Annotated in this window: 21 protein-coding genes, 1 pseudogene and 1 riboswitch; of the genes and pseudogenes, 11 read left to right on the top strand and 11 right to left on the bottom strand. The window is 72.2% G+C overall.

Annotated elements, in window-relative coordinates:
• Positions 1-8 precede the first annotated feature (8 nt).
• Positions 9-1544: a gamma-aminobutyraldehyde dehydrogenase gene (locus ACZ7MF_RS07755; RefSeq protein ID WP_471475086.1), complete on the bottom strand. Its 1536-nt coding sequence runs from the start codon at positions 1542-1544 to the stop codon at positions 9-11.
• A gap of 178 nt (positions 1545-1722) precedes the next feature.
• Between ACZ7MF_RS07755 and ACZ7MF_RS07750 the strand changes: the two are divergent.
• Positions 1723-2366, top strand: a pseudogene (locus tag ACZ7MF_RS07750) (NADAR family protein).
• Positions 2367-2412: 46 nt separating this feature from the next.
• Here the strand turns inward: ACZ7MF_RS07750 and ACZ7MF_RS07745 are convergent.
• Together ACZ7MF_RS07745 and ACZ7MF_RS07740 are read right to left on the bottom strand one after the other, a co-directional pair.
• The gene (locus ACZ7MF_RS07745; RefSeq protein WP_356862693.1) at positions 2413-2862 is read right to left on the bottom strand and encodes a DUF4190 domain-containing protein; all 450 of its coding nucleotides are present in this window, start codon (positions 2860-2862) and stop codon (positions 2413-2415) included.
• A 57-nt stretch (positions 2863-2919) separates the two neighbouring features.
• Positions 2920-3600: a DUF4190 domain-containing protein gene (locus ACZ7MF_RS07740; protein WP_471475084.1), complete on the bottom strand. Its 681-nt coding sequence runs from the start codon at positions 3598-3600 to the stop codon at positions 2920-2922.
• A 56-nt stretch (positions 3601-3656) separates the two neighbouring features.
• On the opposite strand from ACZ7MF_RS07740, the gene ACZ7MF_RS07735 reads away from it, so the two are divergent.
• From ACZ7MF_RS07735 to ACZ7MF_RS07725, 3 genes are all read left to right on the top strand, one after another.
• Positions 3657-4820, top strand: coding sequence for an adenosine deaminase (locus ACZ7MF_RS07735; RefSeq protein ID WP_471475083.1), 1164 nt, complete (start codon positions 3657-3659; stop codon positions 4818-4820).
• Positions 4821-4850: 30 nt separating this feature from the next.
• Positions 4851-5561: a glycerophosphodiester phosphodiesterase gene (locus tag ACZ7MF_RS07730; RefSeq protein ID WP_471475082.1), complete on the top strand. Its 711-nt coding sequence runs from the start codon at positions 4851-4853 to the stop codon at positions 5559-5561.
• A 148-nt stretch (positions 5562-5709) separates the two neighbouring features.
• A complete protein-coding gene (locus ACZ7MF_RS07725) occupies positions 5710-6915 on the top strand; it encodes a serine hydrolase domain-containing protein (protein WP_471475080.1) in 1206 nt (401 codons plus the stop codon).
• Between the two features lie 62 nt (positions 6916-6977).
• Here ACZ7MF_RS07725 and ACZ7MF_RS07720 read toward each other — a convergent pair whose 3' ends face one another.
• From ACZ7MF_RS07720 to ACZ7MF_RS07710, 3 genes are all read right to left on the bottom strand, one after another.
• A complete protein-coding gene (locus tag ACZ7MF_RS07720; protein WP_471475079.1) occupies positions 6978-7526 on the bottom strand; it encodes an HXXEE domain-containing protein in 549 nt (182 codons plus the stop codon).
• Positions 7527-7538: 12 nt separating this feature from the next.
• Positions 7539-8738: a polyamine ABC transporter substrate-binding protein gene (locus tag ACZ7MF_RS07715; RefSeq protein WP_471475078.1), complete on the bottom strand. Its 1200-nt coding sequence runs from the start codon at positions 8736-8738 to the stop codon at positions 7539-7541.
• Between the two features lie 189 nt (positions 8739-8927).
• Positions 8928-10367, bottom strand: coding sequence for a gamma-aminobutyraldehyde dehydrogenase (locus ACZ7MF_RS07710; protein ID WP_007444926.1), 1440 nt, complete (start codon positions 10365-10367; stop codon positions 8928-8930).
• 165 nt (positions 10368-10532) lie between these two features.
• On the opposite strand from ACZ7MF_RS07710, the gene ACZ7MF_RS07705 reads away from it, so the two are divergent.
• The 7 genes from ACZ7MF_RS07705 to ACZ7MF_RS07675 all read left to right on the top strand — a co-directional run bounded on the left by ACZ7MF_RS07705 (position 10533) and on the right by ACZ7MF_RS07675 (position 17399).
• The gene (locus ACZ7MF_RS07705) at positions 10533-11048 is read left to right on the top strand and encodes an Lrp/AsnC family transcriptional regulator (protein ID WP_003973369.1); all 516 of its coding nucleotides are present in this window, start codon (positions 10533-10535) and stop codon (positions 11046-11048) included.
• Positions 11049-11050: 2 nt separating this feature from the next.
• Positions 11051-12424 carry an aspartate aminotransferase family protein gene (locus ACZ7MF_RS07700; protein ID WP_471475076.1) on the top strand — a complete coding sequence of 458 codons (1374 nt, stop codon included), beginning with the start codon at positions 11051-11053 and terminating at the stop codon, positions 12422-12424.
• Between the two features lie 202 nt (positions 12425-12626).
• Positions 12627-13403, top strand: a complete 777-nt coding sequence (locus ACZ7MF_RS07695; protein WP_356862678.1) for an ABC transporter ATP-binding protein — start codon at positions 12627-12629, stop codon at positions 13401-13403.
• Positions 13385-14812 (top strand): hypothetical protein, encoded by a 1428-nt coding sequence (locus tag ACZ7MF_RS07690; protein WP_471475075.1) that lies wholly within the window; start codon positions 13385-13387, stop codon positions 14810-14812. The genes ACZ7MF_RS07695 and ACZ7MF_RS07690 overlap by 19 nt, the downstream gene beginning before the upstream one ends.
• A 106-nt stretch (positions 14813-14918) precedes the next feature.
• Positions 14919-15326, top strand: coding sequence for a VOC family protein (locus ACZ7MF_RS07685; protein WP_471475074.1), 408 nt, complete (start codon positions 14919-14921; stop codon positions 15324-15326).
• A 27-nt stretch (positions 15327-15353) separates the two neighbouring features.
• Positions 15354-16538, top strand: coding sequence for an LOG family protein (locus ACZ7MF_RS07680; RefSeq protein WP_471475073.1), 1185 nt, complete (start codon positions 15354-15356; stop codon positions 16536-16538).
• A 156-nt stretch (positions 16539-16694) separates the two neighbouring features.
• Entirely contained in the window at positions 16695-17399 is a 705-nt protein-coding gene (locus ACZ7MF_RS07675; protein ID WP_471475072.1) for an LAETG motif-containing sortase-dependent surface protein, read from the top strand.
• Positions 17400-17460: 61 nt separating this feature from the next.
• Here the strand turns inward: ACZ7MF_RS07675 and ACZ7MF_RS07670 are convergent, their stop codons facing one another.
• The 5 genes from ACZ7MF_RS07670 to rlmN form a co-directional block, all read right to left on the bottom strand.
• Complete coding sequence (locus ACZ7MF_RS07670) at positions 17461-18261, bottom strand: maleylpyruvate isomerase family mycothiol-dependent enzyme (RefSeq protein WP_471475071.1); 801 nt, start codon at positions 18259-18261, stop codon at positions 17461-17463.
• A 23-nt stretch (positions 18262-18284) separates the two neighbouring features.
• Complete coding sequence (locus ACZ7MF_RS07665; RefSeq protein WP_471475070.1) at positions 18285-19331, bottom strand: ABC transporter ATP-binding protein; 1047 nt, start codon at positions 19329-19331, stop codon at positions 18285-18287.
• Between the two features lie 2 nt (positions 19332-19333).
• Positions 19334-21028, bottom strand: coding sequence for an ABC transporter permease (locus tag ACZ7MF_RS07660; protein WP_471475068.1), 1695 nt, complete (start codon positions 21026-21028; stop codon positions 19334-19336).
• Positions 21004-22095: a thiamine ABC transporter substrate-binding protein gene (locus ACZ7MF_RS07655; RefSeq protein WP_471475067.1), complete on the bottom strand. Its 1092-nt coding sequence runs from the start codon at positions 22093-22095 to the stop codon at positions 21004-21006. Before ACZ7MF_RS07655 ends, ACZ7MF_RS07660 begins: the two co-directional genes overlap by 25 nt.
• A gap of 79 nt (positions 22096-22174) precedes the next feature.
• Positions 22175-22280, bottom strand: a riboswitch (TPP riboswitch).
• Positions 22281-22320: 40 nt separating this feature from the next.
• Complete coding sequence (gene rlmN, locus ACZ7MF_RS07650; protein ID WP_356862662.1) at positions 22321-23451, bottom strand: dual-specificity RNA methyltransferase RlmN; 1131 nt, start codon at positions 23449-23451, stop codon at positions 22321-22323.
• Between the last annotated feature and the right edge of the window lie 152 nt (positions 23452-23603).

Raw genomic sequence — 23603 nt, 5'->3', positions numbered from 1 at the left:
TGTCGGTCCTACCGGTCCCCGAAGACGGTGCGGTGCCAGTCCTTGGCCGCCACCGCGGTGTTGTCGAACATGACGTGCTTGACCTGCGTGTACTCCTCGAAGGAGTAGGCGGACATGTCCTTGCCGAAGCCGGACGCCTGGTACCCGCCGTGCGGCATCTCGCTGATGATCGGGATGTGGTCGTTGATCCACACGCAGCCCGCCCTGATCTCGCGGGTGGCGCGGTTCGCGCGGTACACGTCCCGGCTCCAGGCGGAGGCCGCGAGCCCGTACGGCGTGTCGTTGGCCAGCCGGATGCCCTCGTCGTCGGTGTCGAAGGGCAGCACGACCAGGACAGGCCCGAAGATCTCGGACTGCACGGCTTCGCTGTCCTGCGCGGCGTCCGCGACGAGGGTGGGCCGGTAGTAGGCGCCGTCCTTCAGATCGCCCTGCGGGGCCTCGCCGCCGCACACCACGCGCGCGTAGGAGCGGGCCCGGTCGACGAAGGCCGCGACGCGGTCGCGCTGGACGTGGCTGACCAGCGGGCCGAGGTCGGTGCCTGGGGCGAAGGGGTCGCCGACGCGGACGGTGTCCATGAGGGCGGCGGTCTTCTCGACGAACGCCTCGTAGAGGGGGCGCTGCACGTACGCGCGCGTGGCGGCCGTGCAGTCCTGGCCGGTGTTGATGAGCGCGCCCGCGACCGCGCCGTGGACGGCGGCGTCGAGGTCGGCGTCGTCGAAGACGAGGAAGGGTGCCTTGCCGCCCAGCTCCAGATGGAGGCGCTTGACGGTGGCGGTGGCGACCTCGGCGACGCGTTTGCCGACGGCGGTGGACCCGGTGAAGGAGGTCATGGCGACGTCGGGGTGGGCGACGAGGTGCTCGCCGGCCTCCCGTCCGGTGCCGCTGACGATGTTGATGACGCCGTCGGGGATACCGGCCTCGGTCGCCGCCTGGGCGAACATCAGGGAGGTGAGCGGCGTGATCTCGGCGGGCTTCAGCACGATGGTGTTGCCCGCGGCGATCGCCGGGAGGATCTTCCAGGCGGCCATCTGGAGCGGGTAGTTCCACGGCGCGATCGACCCGACCACGCCGATCGGCTCGCGGCGGACGTACGAGGTGTGGTCGCCGGAGTACTCCCCCGCCGACTGCCCCTGGAGGTGCCGGGCGGCGCCGCCGAAGAAGGCCGCGTTGTCGACCGTGCCCGGCACGTCGAACTCGCGGGTCAGCTTCAGCGGCTTGCCGCACTGCAGCGACTCCGCGCGGGCGAAGTCCTCGGCGCGCTCGGCGAGGACGGCGGCAAACCGGTGCAGGGCGTCGGAGCGCTCGCCGGGGGTGGCGCCGGACCAGCCGGGGAACGCCGCCCGCGCGGCGGCGACGGCCGCGTCGACGTCGTCGGGGCCGGCCAGTTCGTAGGTCAGGACGTCCTCGCCGGTGGCCGGGTCGACGACGGTGTGCGTCCGTCCGGAGGTGCCCTTCGTGAGACGGCCCGCGATGTACTGGGCCCCGTCCGCGAAGCGGTCCTGGGCCGGGAATCGGTCCGGGGTGGCGTTGCCCGGGTTGTGCATGTCGGCTCTCCTCGGTCTCCCCGTGGCGGGGGCCGCCGTGGCTCAGGCTCGATGTGAGTGCCGATCCTGACAGAGCACTAGGCCTCCAACAAGTGATTCCGTTGTTGCCATTTGGTTACGCGACGGAATCTGTCGACCAGGTGTCGAGTCGCCACGGAAAAGGACGGACGGAGTGTCAGTGGCGCGTGCCACACTCGCGTGCATGGAGAAGATCACGGGGGCGGAGCGGAGCGCGGAGGCGCGGGAGAGCGCGGGGGCGGTGGGGGGCGCGGACAGCCGGGAGGCGCTGGTCGCACGGGTCCGGCGGGCGCGCGGATCAAGTACCTGTGCTTCTGGGGGCACCGGCCGCTCCCGGACGGCAGGCTCGGGCCGAGCTGTCTGAGCCAGTGGTGGCCGTCGCCGTTCACGGTGGCCGGGGTGGAGTACGCGACGGCCGAGCACTGGATGATGGCGGGCAAGGCCCGGCTCTTCGAGGACGCGGAGGCCGAGCGTCGGGTGCTGGCGGCCGCTCATCCCGCAGCGGCGAAGAAGGCGGGCCGGCTCGTGCGCGGTTTCGACGAGGCGGTGTGGGAGCGGGAGCGCTTCCGGATCGTGGTGGAGGGCAGCGTCCACAAGTTCGCCTCGGACCCGGCGCTGCGGGCGTTCCTACTGAACACGGGCGAGAGAGTGCTCGTGGAGGCGAGCCCCGTGGACCGGGTGTGGGGCATCGGCCTTGCCGCGGACGACGAGGCGGCGGTGGACCCGGAGCGCTGGCGGGGACCGAATCTGCTGGGCTTCGCCCTGATGGCGGCCAGGGAGCGGCTGCGCGCGGGCGGCGTCTGAAAAGACCTGAGGGGGCGGCCCCGGGCCGCCCCCGCCGGCGCCTGCCTCAGGCGACGCTCATCAGGCTCGCGAAGGCGAGGAAGCCGAGCAGCGGCAGGATCACCGTGGCCGTGATGCCGAGCACGAGACCGGCGGTCGCGGAGCCCTTGTTGGTGGCCTCACCCCGGGTTGCCTTGCCCCGGCCGATCGCGCCGAAGATGATTCCGAGGATGCCCAGGATCACGCCGAAGAACCAGAGGAAGAAGGTCAGGCTGCACACCACGCCGATGATGCCAAGGACCAGTCCCGTGGTCCCCATGCCGTTGCTCGGCTGCATCGGCATGCCGTAGCCGGGCCCCTGCGGATAGCCCACCGGCGGGGCGGCCGGGTACGCGGCCCCCTGGTTCGGGTAGCCGTACCCGGGCGCGGACTGCGGGTACGCGTAGCCCCCCGCGGGCGGCTGCCCCGGCTGCGGCGGCGGCCCGTAGTCCCCCGGTCCGGGATTGGAGTACGACATGAACTGCTCTCCCCTCGTTGGAGCTTGACATCGTAGAGGCACCCTGCGGGGAGGAGCTCAGCTTTCCGCCGTCACGGAGACGGGCACGGGGCGCGAGGAGCCGTAGTAGGGGTCGTCGTAGTCCGAGTCCTCGTTGATCGCGGCGGTGATCCCGATGGCGATCAGCACGATCACGGCGACACCGAGCACGATGCCGATGATGCCCATGACGAACCCGGCCTGCGCCTGCCCGTGGTTGTTGGCCAGGCCGCTCTCCGCCTTCCGGCGGCCCTTGATGCCGAAGACCACGGCGAGGATGCCGAGCACCAGGGAGACCACGCCGTACAGGCAGAACAGCGCGCAGGCGAGGATGCCCAGCACCATCGACGCGGTGCCGAGCCCGTTCTGCGGGGGCATCTGCATGCCGGGCCAGCCGTAGCCCTGGCCGTATCCGGGGTAGCCGTACCCACCCGGGGCACCGGCACCACCGGGCGCGACGGGCGGCGGCGGCACCGCGGACTCGGGGCCGGTGAACCCGGCACCGGGCATCGACGTCACCGTGGCCTGGTCGTGCACGCCCGGCGGCGGCTGCCAGGGGGGCGGCGCGTCCGAGGCGGGCGGCTGGGACTGCTGGGGCGGCTGCGGCGACTGCCCGGCAGCCGCACCGGGGTTCTTGTCCAGGGACGGCCCGCTCTCCGGGGGCGCCCAGGGGTCGTGCCCACCGGAGGGCTCCCCCTCCGGCCGTATCGCGTCCGTCATGTCATGTCCCCCCGGGTCGTTCGTGCCCGCCATGCTACGGTCCCGGGCCGCCGGGCGTGAGACCGGCCTACGATGATCCCCGAACGACCGATCAGCCGATCACCCGTGCCCCGCCGCCGCCCCGCGCGGCCCGCGGGCGCCGCCTTGGGGAGGAACCCTTGACCGAGCACCTCGTCGACCCCGACGTCCCGCGCGACCTGCACGCCTTCATCGCCGGACTGCCGAAGGCCGAACTGCACGTCCACCACGTCGGCTCCGCCTCCCCGCGCATCGTCTCCGAACTGGCCGCGCGCCACACCGACTCCAAGGTCCCCACCGACCCCGAGGCACTGGCCGACTACTTCACGTTCACGGACTTCGCGCACTTCATCGACGTGTACCTGTCCGTGGTCGACCTGATCCGCACCCCGGAGGACGTCCGGCTGCTGACCTACGAGGTGGCCCGGGACATGGCCCGGCAGCAGGTGCGGTACGCCGAGCTGACCGTCACACCGTTCTCCTCCACCCGGCGCGGCATCGACGAGGGCGCTTTCATGGACGCGATCGAGGACGCCCGCAAGGCGGCCGAGGCCGAGTTCGGGACCGTGCTGCGCTGGTGCTTCGACATCCCGGGCGAGGCCGGTCTGGAGTCCGCCGAGGAGACGACGCGGCTGGCCACCGACGACCGGCTGCGCCCGGAGGGCCTGGTCTCCTTCGGGCTCGGCGGACCCGAGATCGGGGTGGCCCGCCCGCAGTTCAAGCCGTACTTCGACCGCGCGATCGCCGCGGGCCTGCACTCGGTGCCGCACGCCGGGGAGACGACCGGCCCGCAGACCGTGTGGGACGCCCTCACCGACCTGCGCGCCGAACGCATCGGGCACGGCACCAGCTCCGCCCGGGACCCGAAGCTCCTGGCCCACCTCGCCGAACGGCGCATCCCGCTGGAGGTGTGCCCGACCTCCAACATCGCCACCCGCGCGGTGCGCACCCTGGACGAGCACCCGATCAAGGAGTTCACCCGCGCCGGCGTCCTGGTGACGATCAACTCCGACGACCCGCCGATGTTCGGCACCGACCTCAACAACGAGTACGCGGTCGCCGCCCGGCTCCTCGGCCTCGACGAGCGCGGCCTCGCCGACCTCGCGAAGAACGGGGTCGAGGCCTCCTTCCTCGACGCGCCGGGCAAGGCCCGGATCGCCGACGAGATCGACACGTACACCGCCGCCTGGCTCGCCTCCTGAGAACCGCGCCCACCGAGAGTTGCCGCCACCATGGACACCCCGCGCGCCCTGACCGCCGTCGCCCACCGCGGCGACCCCTACCGGCACCGCGAGAACACGCTCGGCTCGCTGCGCTCCGCCCTGGAACGCGGCGCGGACGCGGTCGAGACCGACGTACGCCTCACCCGGGACGGGGTGCCGGTGCTGCTGCACGACGAGACGCTGAAGCGGTTGTGGCAGCAGGACCGGCCGCTGCGCTCCCTGTCGGCCGACGAGGTGCGCGGGCTGACGGCGGGCGGCGTGCCGACGCTCGCCGAGGCGCTGGCCGCGACCGACGGCAGCCGGCTGATGCTGGACCTGCCGGGCGGTCCGGGCGAGCGTGCGGTGCGGCGCATCGTGGACGTGGTCCGCGAGTGCGGCGCGCGGGACCGGGTGTACTACACCGCGGGCGCCGCCGCCATGCTCGCCGTGCGGGCCGCCGACCCCGCCGCCGAGATCGCCATGACCTGGACCACGGCGGCCCCGCCCCGGCCCGCGCTGCTGGCGGCGGTCCGGCCCCGGTGGCTCAACTACCGCTTCGGACTGGTGGACCGGGCCCTGGCCGAGCGCGTCCACCGCGACGGCTTCCTGCTCTCCGTCTGGACCCCCGACACCCGCCGCACCATGCGCCGGCTGCGCGCCGTGGGCGTCGACTCGATCACCACCAACCGCATCGACGTACTGTGCGCGCTGCGCGACGGCGGCTCCGGCCGCCGCCCGTAAGGGCGGTCCCGCACACGTCCCGCCGGCTGTAGGGGACTTCCCCGATCCGGGCCTCGGGGCGGGTGCCCTCCTCGCAGGGGATCCGCGGGGCTCGCGGCACGACGAGGATGATCACCGTCCTTGCCGTCCGGAACCCCTGGAGCAGTCGATGCGTGCCCGAACCGCCTCCACTCTCGCCGCTTCCCTCGTGCTCGCCCTCGCCGCCGGCCCGCTGGCGGTTCCCGCGTTCGCAGCGCCACCCTCCGACATCGCTCCCGGCACCACCGGACACGGAACGGAGGGGCCGGGCCGCTCGGACGGAACGGGCCGCTCGGACGGGCCGGACGAGGAGGCACTGCGCGCCGCCCTCTCCGACGTCCCGAACCAGCACGCCACCGCCGCCCTCGTGCGGGTCGGCGACCCGGACGGCGACTGGCACGGCAGCGCGGGCGTGCGCGACCTGACCGGTGACCGGCCGGCACTCCCCAACGCCCGCTTCCGGGCCGGTTCGATCACCAAGGTCGTCACCGCCGCCACCGTCCTGCGCCTCGCCGCGCAGGACGAGATCGACCTGGACGCGCCCGTCCAGGGCTACCTCCCCGACCTGTTCACGCCGGAGTTCGGGCAGCCGATCAGCGTGCGCCACCTGCTGAACCACACCAGCGGCGTCAAGCCGGGCGACGGTCTCGGCGAGGACTTCGCGGAGGTGTACGCGCACCGTTTCGAGACCCTCACCCCGCAGGAGGTCGCGGTGTCGGCGATCGCCAAGGGACCGGAGGATTTCACCCCGGGGACGCGGCAGCAGTACCTGAACATCAACTACACGATTCTCGGCCTGCTGATCGAGAAGGTCACGGGGCACTCGTACGCCTCGGTCGCCACGCGCCTGGTCCTGCGTCCGGCGGGCATGCGGCACACGTACTTCCCCGGCACCGACCCCCGTATCCGGGGCCCGCACAACCGCGGCTACCAGGCGGTGGAGCGGCCGGACGGCACGACGGAACTCCTCGACGTGACCGAGTGGAACCAGGCGGACCGCTGGGCGGCGGGCGACATGATCTCCACCACCGCCGACCTGGAGAAGCTGCTCACCCGGCTGTTCCGGGGGCAGATCGTGCCGCAGCCGGAGCTGGAGGAGATGTTCACGACCCCGGCCGGCGTTCCGGGCGCAGAGCGGAGCGCGGGACTGGAGTACACGGAAGTCGACGGCGAGGTCTTCTGGGGCAAGTCGGGTTCCCGCTACGGCTACAGCGCCGTCATCGGCGGCACCCGCGACCTGAGCCGCACCCTCGTCTCCTCGGTCAACTCCACGGACGCCAAGAGCGCGGGCCCGAAGCCGGTCCTCGACCGGATCACCATGGCGGCGCTGAAGTAGCCCCCGTCATGCGCCAAGCTGAAGTAGTCCCCGTCGGGCATCGCGCTGAAGTAGCGCCCTCGTCAGGCGCCGCGCCCCGTCAACCGTCGCGCCACCCCGTGCGCCACGACCGTCGCCGCCCCCGCGAAGCCCAGCGCCACGGCGAGATCGCGTGGGCGGGTGGCGCGCAGGACACCGGCGCGGCGCAGGCGACGGCGGGCCCAGAGGGTGAAGGGGACGACGATCAGCGGCGAGGTCGCCGACCCGGGCGTGTATCCGCGCACCAGCCCCGCCTGCGCGAGGTGGACCAGACCGTGCAGGCCGAAGGCGCCCAGTGCGGCCTGATACGTGGCCGAGCGGCCGCCGGTCAGCCGTCCGGCGACGGACGCGGAGGCCACGACCGCGGCCATCGCGCCGACCGCCACCGCGAACTCCCGCCCGTCGCCCGGACCGGCCCGCCGCCACACGGCCTCCGGCACGGCCGGGTACCGCTCGCGCAGGGCGGGGAGGTTGCGTCGCCACCAGCCCGGCACGGTCGCCAGCTCTTCGACGTCGTGCAGGGCCCATGCGGCCAGCAGTCCCAGCGTGACCGCGCCACCGACCACCTGTTCATCGCCTGATGAATTCATCACATGATCAGTGTGCTACACGCCGACGATCCCGTTCCACCGCTTCGCGAACTCCGCCCGCTCGCCCGCCGCGATGTCCCGCGCGATGGCGAGCCGCTCGCGCATCGCCGCGTCCGGGAAGATCAGCGGGTCCTCGGCCAGGGCGGCGGTCTCCTCGTCGCCGGAGGAGGCGAGCACGTCCTGGGCGGCGGGGACCGGGCAGACGTAGTTGACCCAGGCTGCCAGCTCGGCGGCGACCTCGGGCCGGTAGTAGTGGTCGATCAGCCGCTCGGCGTTGGTCTTGTGCCGGGCCAGGTCGGGGATCATCAGGGACTCCGCCCACAGTTCGGCACCCTCCTCGGGGACGACGAACTCGATGTCCGGGTCGTCCGCCTGGAGCTGGATCACGTCGCCGGAGTAGGCCTGGCAGGCGAGGACGTCGCCGCTGGAGAGGTCCTTGATGTAGTCGTTCCCGGTGAAGCGGCGGATCTGCCCCTTGCCGACCTGCTGCTCCACCTGCTCGCAGATCTGATGGAAGTCGTCCGTCCGCCAGTCGGTGATGTCGACGCCGTTGCCCTGCATCAGCAGCGCGAAGGCCTCGTCCATGCCGGACAGCAGGGTGACGCGGCCCTTGAGGTCGGCCGCCCACAGGTCGGAGACGTGCCGGATCTCCCGGCCGAGCCTGCGCCGGTTGTACGCGATCCCGGTGATGCCCGACTGCCAGGGCACGGTGAACTTCCGGCCGGGGTCGAAGGCGGGCGAACGCAGCAGCGGATCCAGGTACGTGGTGACGTTCGGCTGGTGGGCGCGGTCCATCTCCTGCACCCAGCCCAGCCGTACGAACCGCCCGCACATCCAGTCGCTGATGACGATCAGGTCGCGGTCGGCGGGCTGGTGGTTCATCAGGGACGGGCTGATCTTGCCGAAGAACTCGTCGTTGTCGTTGATCTCCTCGACGTAGTCGACGGAGATGCCCGTCTCCCGCTCGAACGCCGCCAGCGTGGGCCGCCGACCGGGATGTTCCGCGTCGGTGTCGATGTACAGCGGCCAGTTGGCCCAGGTCAGCCGCCGCTCGGTGGCGGACCGGTCGGCCGCGGCCCGGTCGCCCGGCGCGACGTACGCGGCGGGGACACCGCAGCCGGCCAGGGCTCCGAGCGCACCGAGCGCGGCGGCACCGCCCGCGCCGCGCAGCAGGGAACGACGGGAAAGCGGGGGCGTCTTCGGGAGCAGGGGCATGGCACGAGGATCCCGGCCCGCGCCGACCGGGACAATCGACGCTGCGTCGAGCGGGCCCGGCCAGGCCCGACACCCTGTCGAGCGCGGGGAGTTCACCCCCCGGTGCACTCGCACCGCGGCCCCGGACGGAGACCGGGAAGGTCCGTCCGGGGCCGCGCACACCGGTGGCGGTCCGCACACCGCCCGCGGTCACATGTCCAGCGACGTCATCACGTGCTTGATCCGCGTGTAGTCGTCGAAGCCGTACCCCGACAGGTCCTTGCCGTAGCCGGACTTCTTGAAGCCGCCGTGCGGCATCTCGGCGACCAGCGGGATGTGGGTGTTGATCCACACGCAGCCGAAGTCCAGCCGCTTGGACATCCGCATCGCGCGGCCGTGGTCCTTGGTCCACACCGAGGAGGCCAGCGCGTACTCGACGCCGTTGGCCCACTCGACGGCCTGGTCCTCGTCGCGGAAGGACTGGACGGTGATGACCGGGCCGAAGACCTCCTGCTGGATGATCTCGTCGTCCTGCTTGAGGCCGGAGACGACGGTCGGGGCGTAGAAGTAGCCCTTGTCGCCGACCCGGTGGCCGCCCGCCTCGACCTTGGCGTGCGCGGGCAGCCGCTCGATGAACCCGGAGACCTGCTTGAGCTGGTTCGGGTTGTTGAGCGGGCCGTACAGCACGTCCTCGTCGTCCGGCTGACCGGTCTTGATCTCGGACGCGGCCTTGGCGAGCGCGCTCACGAACTCGTCGTGGACCGACTCGTGGACCAGCACGCGGGTGGCGGCGGTGCAGTCCTGCCCGGCGTTGAAGTAGCCCGCCTCCGAGATGCCCTCGACGGCCTTGGGGATGTCGGTGTCCTCGAAGACCACGACCGGGGCCTTGCCGCCCAGCTCCAGGTGGACGCGCTTGAGGTCCTTCGACGCCGACTCGGCGACCGACATGCCGGCCCGCACCGAACCGGTGATGGAGGCCATCGCCGGAGTCTCGTGCTCGACCATCAGGCGGCCCGTGTCGCGGTCGCCGCAGACGACGTTGAAGACGCCCTTGGGGACGATCGAGCCGATGATGTCGGCCATCAGGGCGGTGGAGGCCGGGGTGGTGTCCGAGGGCTTGAGGACGACCGTGTTGCCCGCGGCGAGGGCCGGGGCGAACTTCCACACGGCCATCATCATCGGGTAGTTCCACGGCGCGACCTGCGCGCAGACCCCGATCGGCTCGCGGCGCACGAAGGAGGTCAGCCCCTCCATGTACTCGCCGGCGCCACGGCCCTCCAGCATCCGCGCCGCGCCCGCGAAGAAGCGGATCTGGTCGACCATCGGCGGGATCTCCTCGGAGCGGGTCAGCCCGATCGGCTTGCCCGTGTTCTCCACCTCGGCCGCGATCAGCTCCTCGGCCCGCTCCTCGAACGCGTCCGCGATCTTCAGCAGGGCCTTCTGCCGCTCGGCCGGGACCAGGTCCCGCCAGGCCGGGAAGGCGGCCGCGGCGGCCGCCATGGCGGCGTCGACGTCCGCCTGCCCGGACAGGGGGGCGGTCGCGTACGCCTCGCCCGTGGCGGGGTTGACCACTTCCGTGGTCCGTCCGTCGGCGGCGTCCCGGAACTCACCGTCGATGTAATTGCGCAGACGACGCAGCTCGGTGCTCACTGCCGGCCCTCCAAGTTCGGGTGTCCATTGACTGAGACACCCACCCTAGACGGAGTGCCGACGTTTTCAACACCCCCGCTCCCCTCAGCATTGCGATATCCGCAGATTGAGGCGACTCAGACAACGAATTTCATCGATCCGGCCTTGCGAAACTGTCGATACGTCGTGCACAGTGAAGCCGTGGCCAGTCGAAGCGCAGACCAGAAGGACTCCCGCGAGTCCAGGAACGGCGGTCCCCAGTTGGACGCCGTCTCCCTCGCCATCATCGAGCAGCTCCAGGAGGACGGCCGCCGGCCGTACGCCGCCATCGGCAAGGCCGTGGGCCTGTCGGAGGCGGCCGTGCGCCAGCGCGTCCAGAAGCTGCTCGACCAGGGCGTGATGCAGATCGTCGCCGTCACGGACCCGCTCACGGTGGGCTTCCGGCGCCAGGCGATGGTCGGCGTCAACGTCGAGGGCGACGTGGAGTCGGTGGCCGAGGCGCTGTCGGCCATGTCCGAGTGCGAGTACGTGGTGATGACCGCGGGCTCCTTCGACCTGATGGTGGAGGTCGTCTGCGAGGACGACGACCACCTCCTGGAGGTCATCAACCGACGCATCCGGGCCGTGCCCGGTGTGCGCTCCACCGAGAGCTTCGTCTACATGAAGCTCAAGAAGCAGACCTATATGTGGGGAACCCGATAATCGTGAGCACCGACAGCCCCAAGGACCTCAGCCGGACCGCGTACGACCACCTGTGGATGCACTTCACCCGCATGTCGTCGTACGAGAACGCCCCCGTCCCCACCATCGTCCGCGGTGAGGGCACCCACATCTACGACGACAAGGGCAAGCGCTACCTCGACGGTCTCGCCGGCCTGTTCGTGGTCCAGGCCGGACACGGCCGCACGGAGCTGGCCGAGGCCGCCGCCAAGCAGGCGCAGGAGCTGGCCTTCTTCCCGGTGTGGTCCTACGCCCACCCCAAGGCCGTCGAGCTGGCCGAGCGGCTGGCGAACGAGGCCCCCGGCGACCTCAACAAGGTCTTCTTCACCACCGGCGGCGGCGAGGCGGTCGAGACCGCCTGGAAGCTCGCCAAGCAGTACTTCAAGCTGACCGGCAAGCCCACCAAGTACAAGGTGATCTCCCGCGCGGTGGCCTACCACGGCACCCCGCAGGGCGCCCTGTCCATCACCGGCCTGCCCGCGCTGAAGGCCCCCTTCGAGCCGCTCGTCCCGGGCGCGCACAAGGTGCCGAACACCAACATCTACCGCGCCCCGATCCACGGCGACGACCCCGAGGCCTACGGCCTCTGGGCCGCCGACCAGATCGAGCAGCAGATCCTGTTCGAGGGCCCGGAGACGGTCGCGGCGGTCTTCCTGGAGCCCGTGCAGAACGCCGGCGGCTGCTTCCCGCCCCCGCCCGGCTACTTCCAGCGGGTGCGCGAGATCTGCGACCAGTACGACGTGCTGCTCGTCTCGGACGAGGTCATCTGCGCCTTCGGCCGCCTGGGCACGACCTTCGCCTGCGACAAGTTCGGCTACGTCCCGGACATGATCACCTGCGCCAAGGGCATGACCTCGGGCTACTCCCCGATCGGCGCCTGCGTCATCTCCGACCGCCTGGCCGAGCCGTTCTACAAGGGCGACAACACCTTCCTGCACGGCTACACCTTCGGCGGCCACCCGGTCTCCGCCGCGGTCGGCATCGCCAACCTCGACCTCTTCGCGCGCGAGGGCCTCAACCAGCACGTGCTGGACAACGAGGGCGCCTTCCGCGCCACCCTGGAGAAGCTGCACGACCTGCCGATCGTCGGCGACGTCCGCGGCAACGGCTTCTTCTACGGAATCGAGCTGGTCAAGGACAAGAACACCAAGGAGTCCTTCAACGAGGAGGAGACCGAGCGCGTCCTGTACGGCTTCCTCTCCAAGAAGCTCTTCGAGAACGGCCTGTACTGCCGTGCCGACGACCGCGGCGACCCGGTCATCCAGCTCGCCCCGCCGCTGATCTCCAACCAGGAGACCTTCGACGAGATCGAGCAGATCCTGCGGGCCACGCTGACGGAGGCGTGGACGAAGCTCTGATCGTCCCGATCATCCGCTGAGAGGATCATCACCGGCCCCGGTGCAGTCCGTTCGAGTGAGAACGGCGGCCCGGGGCCGCGTGCTGTCCGGCTTCCTCCGCGGCGACTCCTTACGGTGCCCAGTGACCGATCGGCCCCGCCTTCGTTCCCCCGGAAGGGGGACAGGACCGGGGAAATACGGATCAGAACCGAGGTGTACGCCCATGGAGGCCCCGCCGGACAACGACGTGCTCTGGGCCCGCGCCCTGCACTTCCAGCACCACGACGGCTCCCCCGCGCTGCAAGGGGTGTCGCTCGGCGTGCGCGAGGGCGAGATCCTCGCCGTGAGCGGCCCGCGCGGCAGCGGCAAGACCACCCTGCTGCGGTGCCTGTCCGGCCTGGTCAAGCCCCAGGACGGCGAGGTGTGGTTCAACAGCGTGCCGGTGCACACCATGGGGCCGCTGAGCCGCGAACGGCTGCGCCGCGACCGCTTCGGCTGGATCGACCCCGCCCCGGCGCTCGTCCCGGAGCTGAACGCCTGGGAGAACGCCGCGCTCCCCCTCATGCTGCGCGGCACCGGACGGCGCCGGGCCAAGACCGCCGCCCTGGAGTGGCTGGACCGCCTCGACGTCGGCGGCAAGGCGCGCAGACGCCCGCACGAACTCCAGCAGGCCGAGCGGCAGCGCGTCTGCATCGCCCGCGCGCTCGCCGTCACCCCGGCGGTGCTCTTCGCCGACGAACCGACGGCCCCCCTGCACCGCGCCGACCGCGCCCACGTCCTGCGGACGCTCACCACGGCGGCCCGCTCGCACGGCATCACCGTCCTGCTCGCCACGCACGACGCGCAGACCGCCGCCCTGGCGGACCGCGCGGTGGCGCTCCTGGACGGACGGCGGGTACGGACCGTGCACCTGCCGCCGCTCGCCGAGACCACGGTGGCCACGGGTGCCGCCGGGACTCCCGGAACGGAAGGCCGGGCGGCGTGCTCGCTCTCCGCCTGACCCGCACCGCCCACCTCGCCGTCCACCTGCGCCGCCTGCTGGTCGCGCTGGCCTCGGCGGGCACGGGTTTCCTGCTGCTGTGCGCCCTCGGCCACGCGCTGAGCCACCCCGACACGCCCGGCGCCTCCGCCCTCCGCCTGGCCTGGTGTGCGGCGCCGCTGGCCGCCGCGGTGTACCTCGCGGTCGCGGTGGCCCGCACCGATCCGGGCACCCGGCCCCGCTCGGGACTGTCGGCGATCGGCCTGGGACCGGGCCGGCTGATGGCCGTCTCGGCGACGACCACGGCCCTGTCCGCCGCGCTCGGCTCGGTGGCGGCCCTGCTCGCCTTCCTGTACCTGCGCGGCAGCCTGACCGGCCGCCCGCCGTCCGACCGCGTGGCGGCCGACGCCCTGGCCGTCGGCCAGTCCCTCCCCGCCCCGGCCGTCCTGACCCTGCTGGTCCTCGTACCGGCCTTCGCCTCGGCCGCGGTGGCCCACACGCTGCGGCCCCGCGATCCCCGGCCCGCCGCGGCCGCCCCCCGCGGCTACGGCCGCTTCGGCGCGTACGGCTGGGGCAAGGCCCGCGAGACCTTCGGCGCCTACGGCCGCTTCGGCGCCCGCACCGCGCAGCCCGCCGCCGTGGCTGCGGGCAATCAGCCCGCTGCCGTGGCTGCGGGCAGTCGTGCCGCTGGGGCGGCACGGGTGGGCGCAGGCGGCGCCCTGCGAACGCAGGTGAGTGATCCCCACCCCCCGGCTTCGACGGACGTCACCACGCAGACGCTGGACGCCGCTCCCCCGCCCCCCGCGGACGCCAACCCGGCCGAGCCGACCCCTCGCCCCCAGAACACCACCGCCCTCCCCTGGGGCATCGCCATCCTCACCGCGGGCCTCACCGTCGAGACCTACACCGGCAACGCGGCAGCCGCCCCCACCCCCGGCACCGCCCCGTCCGCCGGCGTCCTGATCGGCTGGGCCCTCACCGCCCTGGGCCTCGCCCTGGCCGGCCCGGGCCTCACCCACCTGTGCGGCCGCCTGCTCCAGGCCGCCCGGCCCGGCGCCCTGCGCCTCCTGGCGGGCCGCGTCCTGATGGAGGAGTCGCAGCGTGTCGGCCGCCCCCTCGGCGTCGTGGCCGCCGTAGCCGCAGCGGCCTACGTCGCGACGACGGTGTACGACGGAGACGGACCGGCCTTCGGCCCGCTCAGCGCCCTGGGCGCCCTCCTGGTGGCCGGCTGCACGGTGGCCACCCTGCTCACCGCGGCCGTGGAGGCCAGGCACGCCCGCGCCGACACCACGGACGCCCTGCTGCGACTCGGCGCGCCCCCGGCGACCCTGCGCGCCGCCGCCGCGGTACGCGCCGCCGCCCTGCTCGTCCTGTTCGGTCCGCTGGTCCTGATCGTCGCGGTGCTGGCGGCGCTGCCGCTGGACCACTGACCGGCAAAAACTCTTTCGAGAAAGTCCGCGCAACGGCGATGAGTTCCGGGGCCGCTTCGCGTCTACCCCTTCGAACGGCACGACATACGAACCCGGGAGAGGCCCCATGTACCAGCAGATGATCTTCCTGAACCTGGCCACCAACGACCTCGACGCCTCCAAGGAGTTCTTCACCGGGCTGGGGTGGGAGATCAACGCCCAGTTCAGCGACGACAGCACCGCCTCGTTCCCGGTGAGCGACACCATCGTCGTGATGGTGCACACGCCGCAGAAGTACCGCGAGTTCACCAAGAAGGAGATCGCGGACTCGACGAAGTCCAGCGAGGTGCTGATCGCGCTCAGCGCCGAGAGCCGTGAGAAGGTCGACGAGCTGGTGGACAAGGCGGTCGCGGCCGGCGGCTCGGTCTCCGGCGAGACCCAGGACCACGGCTTCATGTACGGCCGGGCCTTCGACGACGTCGACGGCCACACCTTCGAGGTCGTGTGGATGGACCCGGCAGCGGTTCAGGGCTGATCCGGGCGCCGTGCCTAGCATGGGCGGGTGGATCCGACACCCGATCAGACACCCGCCCAGCGCAAGGCCCGGTCACCGCACGGGTCGCCGTCACTGTCCCAGTTCCAGTCCCACCACGCCTCCCATGACCGGGAGATCGAGAGTCTCGACGCGTTCGACCGCGTCGTCTCGTCGCCCGGCTCACTCGCCCATCACCGCGTCCAGGCCGTCGACCTGACGGGCCGTACGGATGCCCTGCTCGCCTCCGACCCCACGGGCGCCGTCTTCCTCGGCTGCCCGATGGACCCCGGCGCCGCCGCCACGGTGCGCGCCGCCGGCGCCCTGGTCTTCCCGCCCATACCGGGCCTGCCCTTCGACCCCTACCGGGGGCGCCTCTACTCCCCCGACGAGCTCTACGCCCGCCTCGACGAGGACTACGGGGCGACACCGGACGCCCTCGCCTACGACTGGTTCCAGCAGACCAAGGCCGACGGTGACGTGTTCGCCTCCATGCTGCGCGCGATCCACGACGACGCCGTGTCGGACGCGCTGGACGAACTCGTCGCAGGCGCCCGGGTGGTGGGCGTCATGGGCGGTCACGCCATGGCCCGCGGCACCGCGGAGTACGCGGGCGCCGCACGCCTGGGCCGTGAGCTGGCCCGCGCCGGGCTCACGGTGGCCACGGGCGGGGGTCCGGGCGCGATGGAGGCGGCGAACCTCGGCGCGTACGCCGCCCCGTTCGACGACGGGATGCTGGACGACGCCCTGATGCTGCTCGCCAAGGTCCCGTCGTTCGCGCCGTCGATCGCCGACTGGGCCCGGTCCGCGTTCGAGGTGCGCGAGCGCTGGCCCGGCGGCGGCGCCTCGATCGGCATCCCGACCTGGTTCTACGGCCACGAGCCGCCCAACGCGTTCGCCGGGCACATCGCCAAGTACTTCGCCAACGCCACGCGCGAGGACGGCCTGCTGGCCCGCTCCACCGCGGGCGTGGTGTACCTGCCGGGCGCGGCCGGCACCCTGCAGGAGATCTTCGACAACGCGACGCCGAACTACTACGAATCGCGCGGCGAGCCCACGCCGATGGTGCTGGTGGACCGTGAGCACTGGACCCGGACGCTGCCGGCGTGGCCGCTGCTGCAGACGCTCGCGAAGGGGCGGACGATGGAGTCCCGAATCGCGCTTGTTGGCCGGATTGATGAGGCTCCCGAGGCACTGAAACGTATCGGCGGTTAATAAGACGGCAAAGTCAACGGCTGGGGCGGGCATATGCGTTGACACTTCTTACGCCCCGCTTATAGACCAGTGAGGCTCATGGGTGTGCTGATGCCGCGTCATCGAGCGTCGGCACCCTCTTCACCCCCCGCATCCGCGCTCCCGTAAAGGACAAACGTGGCAGTCCTGTCCATAATCAGCCGCACGGCATCCCGCCGGGGCGTCCGCGCCCTCGGCGTCGTCGCCGCCTCCGCGGCCCTGGCGCTCAGCGCCTCAGGCAACGCCCTCGCCTGCAACATCAGCGAGTTCTCCGCCGAAGCCAAGTGCGACGGCGACAACGGTGTCATCACCGTCACCGACGTGGACCCCGCCGGCATCCCGGCCACCGTCACCGTCTCCCTGAAGAGCTCCGGCGAGCAGGTCGGCCAGGAGACGGTCAAGGGCTCGAAGGAGGGCACCACCGTCTCCTTCGCCGTGGACTGGAAGCCGAACACGGAGTACCGCGTCCACGTCAAGGCCGACAGGTACGTCGACGAGTACATCAAGCCGGACGTGACGACCCCGTCGACCCCCTGCAAGACCGAGGACACTCCGACCCCGACCCCGTCGGAGAGCTCCTCGACCCCGTCCGACGAGACGGAGTCGCCGGCGCCCGAGCCGTCCACGTCGGCCCCCGCGCCGTCGCAGTCGGAGAGCACCGCCCCGGCGGCCGTGCCGAACGACAACGCCCCGTCCCCGGCGGCCGGTGACTCCAACCTCGCCGAGACCGGCGCCAACTCCAACACCGGCATGATCGCCGGTATCGCGGCGGCGCTGGTCGTCGTCGGTGGCGGCGCCGTCTTCTTCGGCCTGCGCCGTCGCGGAGCGAACAGCAACAGCTGACGCCCGCGCCGACCCGTTCACGGCGGTGGCCCGTCCCGTTCCGGGGCGGGCCACCGTCGTGTCAGCCGAACGTCGCCTTCTCCAGCCAGAGTTCGAGCAGCTTGCGATCGCCGAGCACCTCGAGTCCCGGCGCGTCCAGCGGCAGCCGGCCGTAGAAGGCCAGCAGCACGTCCGTGAGCGGGCCGCGCAGCGCCACCGTCGCCTTCTCGTGCCCGCGGCGCCAGGTGATGCCGTCGTCGGGCAGTTCGACGATCCACTCGGCGTTCAGCTCCGGCGGGGCGTCGGTCGCGTGCAGGTGGAGGCTGCTGCCGGGGGCACGCAGTTCGTTCGCCGCGGCGCCGGGCAGGGCCCGCTGCACGAACCGCACGATGTCCAGCCACTCGTCGATCGCGTCGGCCGCCACCTCGGGCGGGACCGCCGGACGGGGCCGGCCCGCCGCGAGTGCCGCGTCCGCGCCGTGCACGACGAGTTCATGGGTCATCCGCCGCGCCCAGAACCCCGCCGTGTCGAGACCGGCCCACGACCACGCGTGCGCGTCCGGACCGGCCTCCCGCAGGGCGCGGGCGACGACCTCGCCGGACTCCGCCAGCCACGCGTCCAGCGCCGCCGCGTCCCCGCTGACCGTGGGCCCCTCGGCGCCCGGCGCGCGGTCCACCGGGACGTCCTGCTCGGCGCGCGTGCCGACGATCAGCCCGGTCCAGCGCAGGGCCCGGCCCACGTGCCGCACCAGGTCCTCCAGGGTCCAGTCCGGGCAGGTCGGCACGGTGGCGGACAGGTCCGCGCCGGAGCCGACCACGGCTCTGAGCCCGGTCACCTGGTGAACGATTTCGTCGCAGTACCGGTCGTGTGCGAGGAGTGTCATGCCGTCACCCTACGAGCGGACGATCACCCGGGACCGTCCGATCGGCCGAGCACGACGACGTCCGCCGCGTCGAACTCCACCCCGACCGAGGCCCCGACCTCCGGCGCCGCCCGCAGCGCGCAGGCCGCCTCCAGACGGGGCGCGTCCTCGGGCTGGAGGTGCACGGCGACGTGCGTGCCGCGGAAGGTGCGGGCCGTGACCGTGCAGCGCAGGCCCTCCTCGGCGGGGACGACGCGGACGCCGGCCGGCCGCACGAGCACCGTCCGCGCGCCCTGCGGGGCGTCCTCGGGGACCGGCACCTTGCCCCACGGGGTGTCCGCGGCCTGTCCGACGACGGACGCCTCGGCCACGTTCTCGAAGCCGAGGAAACGGGCCACGAACGCGTCCGCCGGCCGCTGCCACACCTCCAGGGGCGTTCCCGACTGGGCGATCCGCCCGTCCCGCATCACCACGACCCGGTCGGCGAGCGCGAACGCCTCGCCCTGGTCGTGCGTCACGGCGAGCACCGTGGTGCCCAGCCGCCCGAACAGCTCCCGCAGTTCGACCACGAGGCGCTCCCGCAGCGAGCGGTCCAGCTGGCCGAGCGGCTCGTCCAGCATCAGCAGCCGGGGCCGGGGCGCGAGCGCGCGGGCCAGCGCCACCCGCTGCTGCTCCCCACCGGAGAGCGCGGCGACGGACCGGCGGGCGGCGTCCGGCAGTCCGACCAGGTGCAGCAACTCCGCCACCCGGGTCTGCTGCTCGGCCCGGGAGGCGCCGCGCATCCGCGGTCCGAAGGCGATGTTTCCGGCCACGTCCCGCTGCGGGAACAGCTGGTGGTCCTGGAACATCAGCCCGACCTCGCGTTTGTGCGCGGGCACCCCGGACTGGTCCCGGCCGTCCAGCGTCACCCGCCCGGCGTCCAGCGGCTGGAGTCCGGCGACCGCCCGCAGCAGCGTCGACTTGCCGCTGCCGCTGGGCCCGAGCACGCACACCACCTCGTGCTCGGCGACCCCCAGGCCGACGTCGTCGAGTACGGCCCGCCCGCCGAAGCGGACGGTCGCGCCTTCCAGGCTCAACAGGCTGGGCGCCATGTCTAGAACTCCCCGCTCCGGTCGGTCCGCAGCCGCTCCAGCACCACCAGGGCCATGGCGCACACCAGCATCAGAATCGTCGAAAGGGCCATCGCCTGGCCGTAGTTCATGTCCCCGGGCCGGCCCAGCAGGCGCGCCACGGCGACCGGCAGCGTCGGGTTGTCGGGCCGTGCGATGAACACGGTCGCGCCGAACTCCCCCAGCGACACGGCGAAGGCGAACCCGGCCGCGACCAGCAGCGCACGCCGCACCATGGGCAGATCCACCTCCCGCCACACCCGCCACGGCGACGCGCCCAGCACCGCGGCCGCCTCCCGCAGCCGTCCGTCCACCGCCCGCAGCACCGGCAGCATGGTCCGTACGACGAACGGGACGCCCACCAGCGCCTGCGCGAGCGGCACCAGGATCCAGGAGGACCTGAGGTCCAGCGGCGGTTCGTCCAGCGCGATCAGGAACCCGAACCCGACCGTCACGGCCGACACCCCGAGCGGCAGCATCAGCAGCGCGTCGAACCCGCGCACGAAACGGCCCGCGTCGCGCCGGGTGAGCGCGGTCGCGGCCAGCGCGCCGATCACGACGGCGATGACGGTGGCGGCGACGGCGTACTGGAGGGAGTTGCCGATCGCCTCGATCGGCGGGACGAGGAAGGCGCCGCCGTCCTCGCGGGTCAGCGCCCGGTAGTAGCCGAAGCCGGACGCGCCCAGCGACCGCTGGACCAGTACCGCCAGCGGCAGCACCAGCAGGACGGCGATGACGCCCAGGACGCCGGCGAGCAGCGCCCACTGTCCGGCTCCGCGCGGCCGGCGCGCGGTCGTGGCCGCGTCCACGAGCCGCAGCGCCGTCTCCCGCCGCCGCACCGTCCAGGCGTGCACCGCGAGGACGGCGACGACCGCCGCGAACTGGATCAGCGTCAGGACGGCGGCCGTGGACAGGTCGAAGACCTGCGAGGTCTGGCGGTAGATCTCCACCTCCAGGGTGGAGAAGGTGGGCCCGCCGAGGATCTGGACGACGCCGAAGGAGGTGAAGGTGAACAGGAAGACCATCAGCGCGGCGGCGGCCACGGCGGGCGCCAGCGCGGGCAGGGTGACCTGCGTCCAGGCCCGGGTCCGCGAGGCGCCGAGCATCCGGGCGGCCTCCTCCTGCCGCGGGTCGAGCTGCGACCACAGTCCGCCGACGGTGCGGACGACGACGGCGTAGTTGAAGAAGACGTGCGCGAGCAGGATCGCCCACACCGTGGTGTCCAGGCGCAGACCCCACAGCTCGTCGAGCAGCCCGCCGCGCCCGACCAGCGCCAGGAACGCCGTACCGACGACGACCGTCGGCAGCACGAACGGCACGGTCACCACGGCCCGCAGGACCTGCTTGCCGGGGAAGTCGAGGCGGGCGAAGACGTACGCGCCGGGCAGCGCGACGAGCAGCGTGAGCCCGGTGGACGCCAGCGCCTGCCAGGTGGTGAACCACAGCACGTGCCGCACGTCGGACTGCGCGAGCACGTCCCCGATCCGCCCGAGCTGCCAGACCCCGTCGACCTCCAGGCCGCGCGCGACGATGGCGGCGACGGGGTAGGCGAAGAACACCGCGAAGAACGCGACGGGCAGGGCCATGAGGCCGAGCCGAGCCGCGCTCCCGCGCGCGGTCCGCCCCGACCTCACCGGCTGCTTGCCGTCCCGGCTCACTTCAGTACGAGCGAGGTCCACGACTTGACCCACTGGTCGCGGTTGTCGGCGATCTTCGCCGGGTCGAGGGTCTGCGGGTCCTTCGCCTGCGGCCCGAACTTCGAGAACACCTCGGGGACCTGCGCGCCCTCCCGCACCGGGTAGACGAACATGTTCAGCGGCATGTCCTCCTGGAAGCTCTGGCTCAGCAGGAAGTCGAGGAGCGCCTTGCCTCCCTCGGGGTTCTTGGCGTTGCTGAGCAGACCCGCGTACTCGACCTGGCGGAAGCAGGTGCCGTCGGCGACACCCGTGGGGGCGGTGGCCGGCTGCGGGTCGGCGTAGACGACCTCGACGGGCGGGGAGGAGGCGTAGGACACGACGAGCGGACGGTCGCCCTTGGCCTTCTTGCCGCCGGCCGAGCCGGAGAACTCCTCGTTGTAGGCCTGCTCCCAGCTGTCGACGACCTTGACGCCGTTCGCCTTGAGCTTCTTCCAGTAGCCCTCCCAGCCCCCGTCGCCGTACTTGGCGGCGGTGCCGAGCAGGAAGCCGAGGCCGGGCGAGGAGCTGCCCGCGTTCTCGGTGACGAGCAGGTCCTTGTACTCGGGCTTGACCAGGTCGTCGAGGGTCTTGGGCGGGGTCAGCTTGTGCCGGCTGAAGTACGCCTTGTCGTAGTTGACGCAGATGTCGCCGGTGTCGACGGGCGTGACCCGGTGCTTGTCCAGGTCGGCCCGGTACTCGGGCCGGACCTGGTCGGACCCCTTGGCCTCATACGGCTGGAACAGGCCGTTGTCGAGGGCGCGGGACAGCAGCGTGTTGTCGACGCCGAAGAAGACGTCGCCCTGCGGGTTGTCCTTGGTGAGGATGGCCTTGTTCACGGCCTGCCCGGCGTCGCCGTCCTCCAGGACCTTGACCTTGTAGCCGGAGTTCTTCTCGAAGGCGGCGATGACGTCCTTGGACGCGGCCCACGAGTCGTGGCTGACCAGGGTCACGGTCCTGGAGCCGCCGGAGCCGCTGCCGTCGCCGCCGTCGTCGGACGATCCGCAGGCGGCCAGCGTGCCGACCATGCCGAGTCCGACGGCCAGGACACTGACCTTCTTGGTGATGCTCACTGAATTCCTCCTGGGTGACCAGGAGAAGACGCGGCCCCGCCCGGAACCCCTGGCGAGGGTCCCGGGCAGGGCGCAACAGCTCGAGTGGTGACCGATCTCCCTACCCAGAATGACCTGGGCCAGGTTCGGAGGGTCTGCGGCCGGTGCCGCACTCTCAGCGCTGTGGCGCTCCCCTGTCGGAATATGAAGATGTGATGACTTGAATCAGTACTGCCGCCGGTCAGGTTACCGCTCGCTCGCGGCGAGCTGACCACACGCCCCGTCGATCTCCTGCCCACGGGTGTCCCGGATCGTCACCGGCACACCGTGCGCCGCGATGGCCTCGACGAACGCCTTCTCGTCCTCGGGCCGGGACGCGGTCCACTTGGAGCCGGGCGTGGGGTTGAGCGGGATCAGGTTGACGTGCACGGGCTTGCCCCTGAGCAGCCGCCCGAGCCGGTCGCCGCGCCAGGCCTGGTCGTTGATGTCGCGGATCAGCGCGTACTCGATGGACAGCCGGCGCCCGGACTTCGCCGCGTACTCGAACCCGGCGTCCAGCACCTCGCGCACCTTCCACCGCGTGTTGACGGGGACGAGGGTGTCGCGCAGCTCGTCGTCGGGGGCGTGCAGGGAGATGGCGAGGCGGCACTTGAAGCCCTCGCCGGTGAAGCGGTGGATCGCGGGGACGAGACCGACCGTGGAGACGGTGATCCCGCGCTGGGAGAGTCCCAGCCCGTCGGGCTCGGGGTCGGTGAGCCGGCGGATGGCGCCCACGACCCGGTTGTAGTTGGCGAGGGGCTCGCCCATGCCCATGAACACGATGTTGCTGAGCCGCGCGGGGCCTCCCGGGACCTCGCCGTCCCTGAGCGCCCGCATGCCGTCCACGATCTGGTGCACGATCTCGGCGGTCGACAGGTTGCGGTCCAGGCCGGCCTGGCCGGTGGCGCAGAACGGGCAGTTCATGCCGCAGCCGGCCTGGGAGCTGATGCACATGGTCACCCGGTCCGGGTAGCGCATGAGCACCGACTCGACGAGCGTCCCGTCGAACAGCTTCCACAGCGTCTTGCGCGTGGTCCCCTGGTCGGTCGACAGGTGCCGCACGACCGTCATCAGCTCGGGCAGCAACGCTTCCCGCAGCCCCTCGCGCGAACCGGCGGGGATGTCGGTCCACTGCTCGGGGGCGTGCGCGTACCGCGCGAAGTAGTGCTGCGAGAGCTGCTTCGCACGGAACGGCTTCTCACCGATCGCGGCGACAGCCTCCTTGCGCTCGGCAGGCGTGAGATCGGCAAGGTGCCGCGGCGGCCGCTTCGCTCCGCGGGGTGCGGCAAAGATCAGCTCACCGGGGGCTGGACGGGCCACGGTCGGACAACTCCTCATGACGGCGGGCCTGTGGCAACCCCCCGCGTCTGCGGGGACAACGGCAGGGCCGTGCCGGAGCCAGGAGACCTCACGGGGACACCCCCGCGACAGCGGGGAACACGGAAGGGCCCGCAGCAGAAGCCGCAGGCCCTTCCCATGCTACCGGATGG

It is taken from the genome of Streptomyces sp. NPDC111628 (genome assembly GCF_055635195.1).
This window is presented reverse-complemented; position numbering and strand designations above follow the sequence as displayed.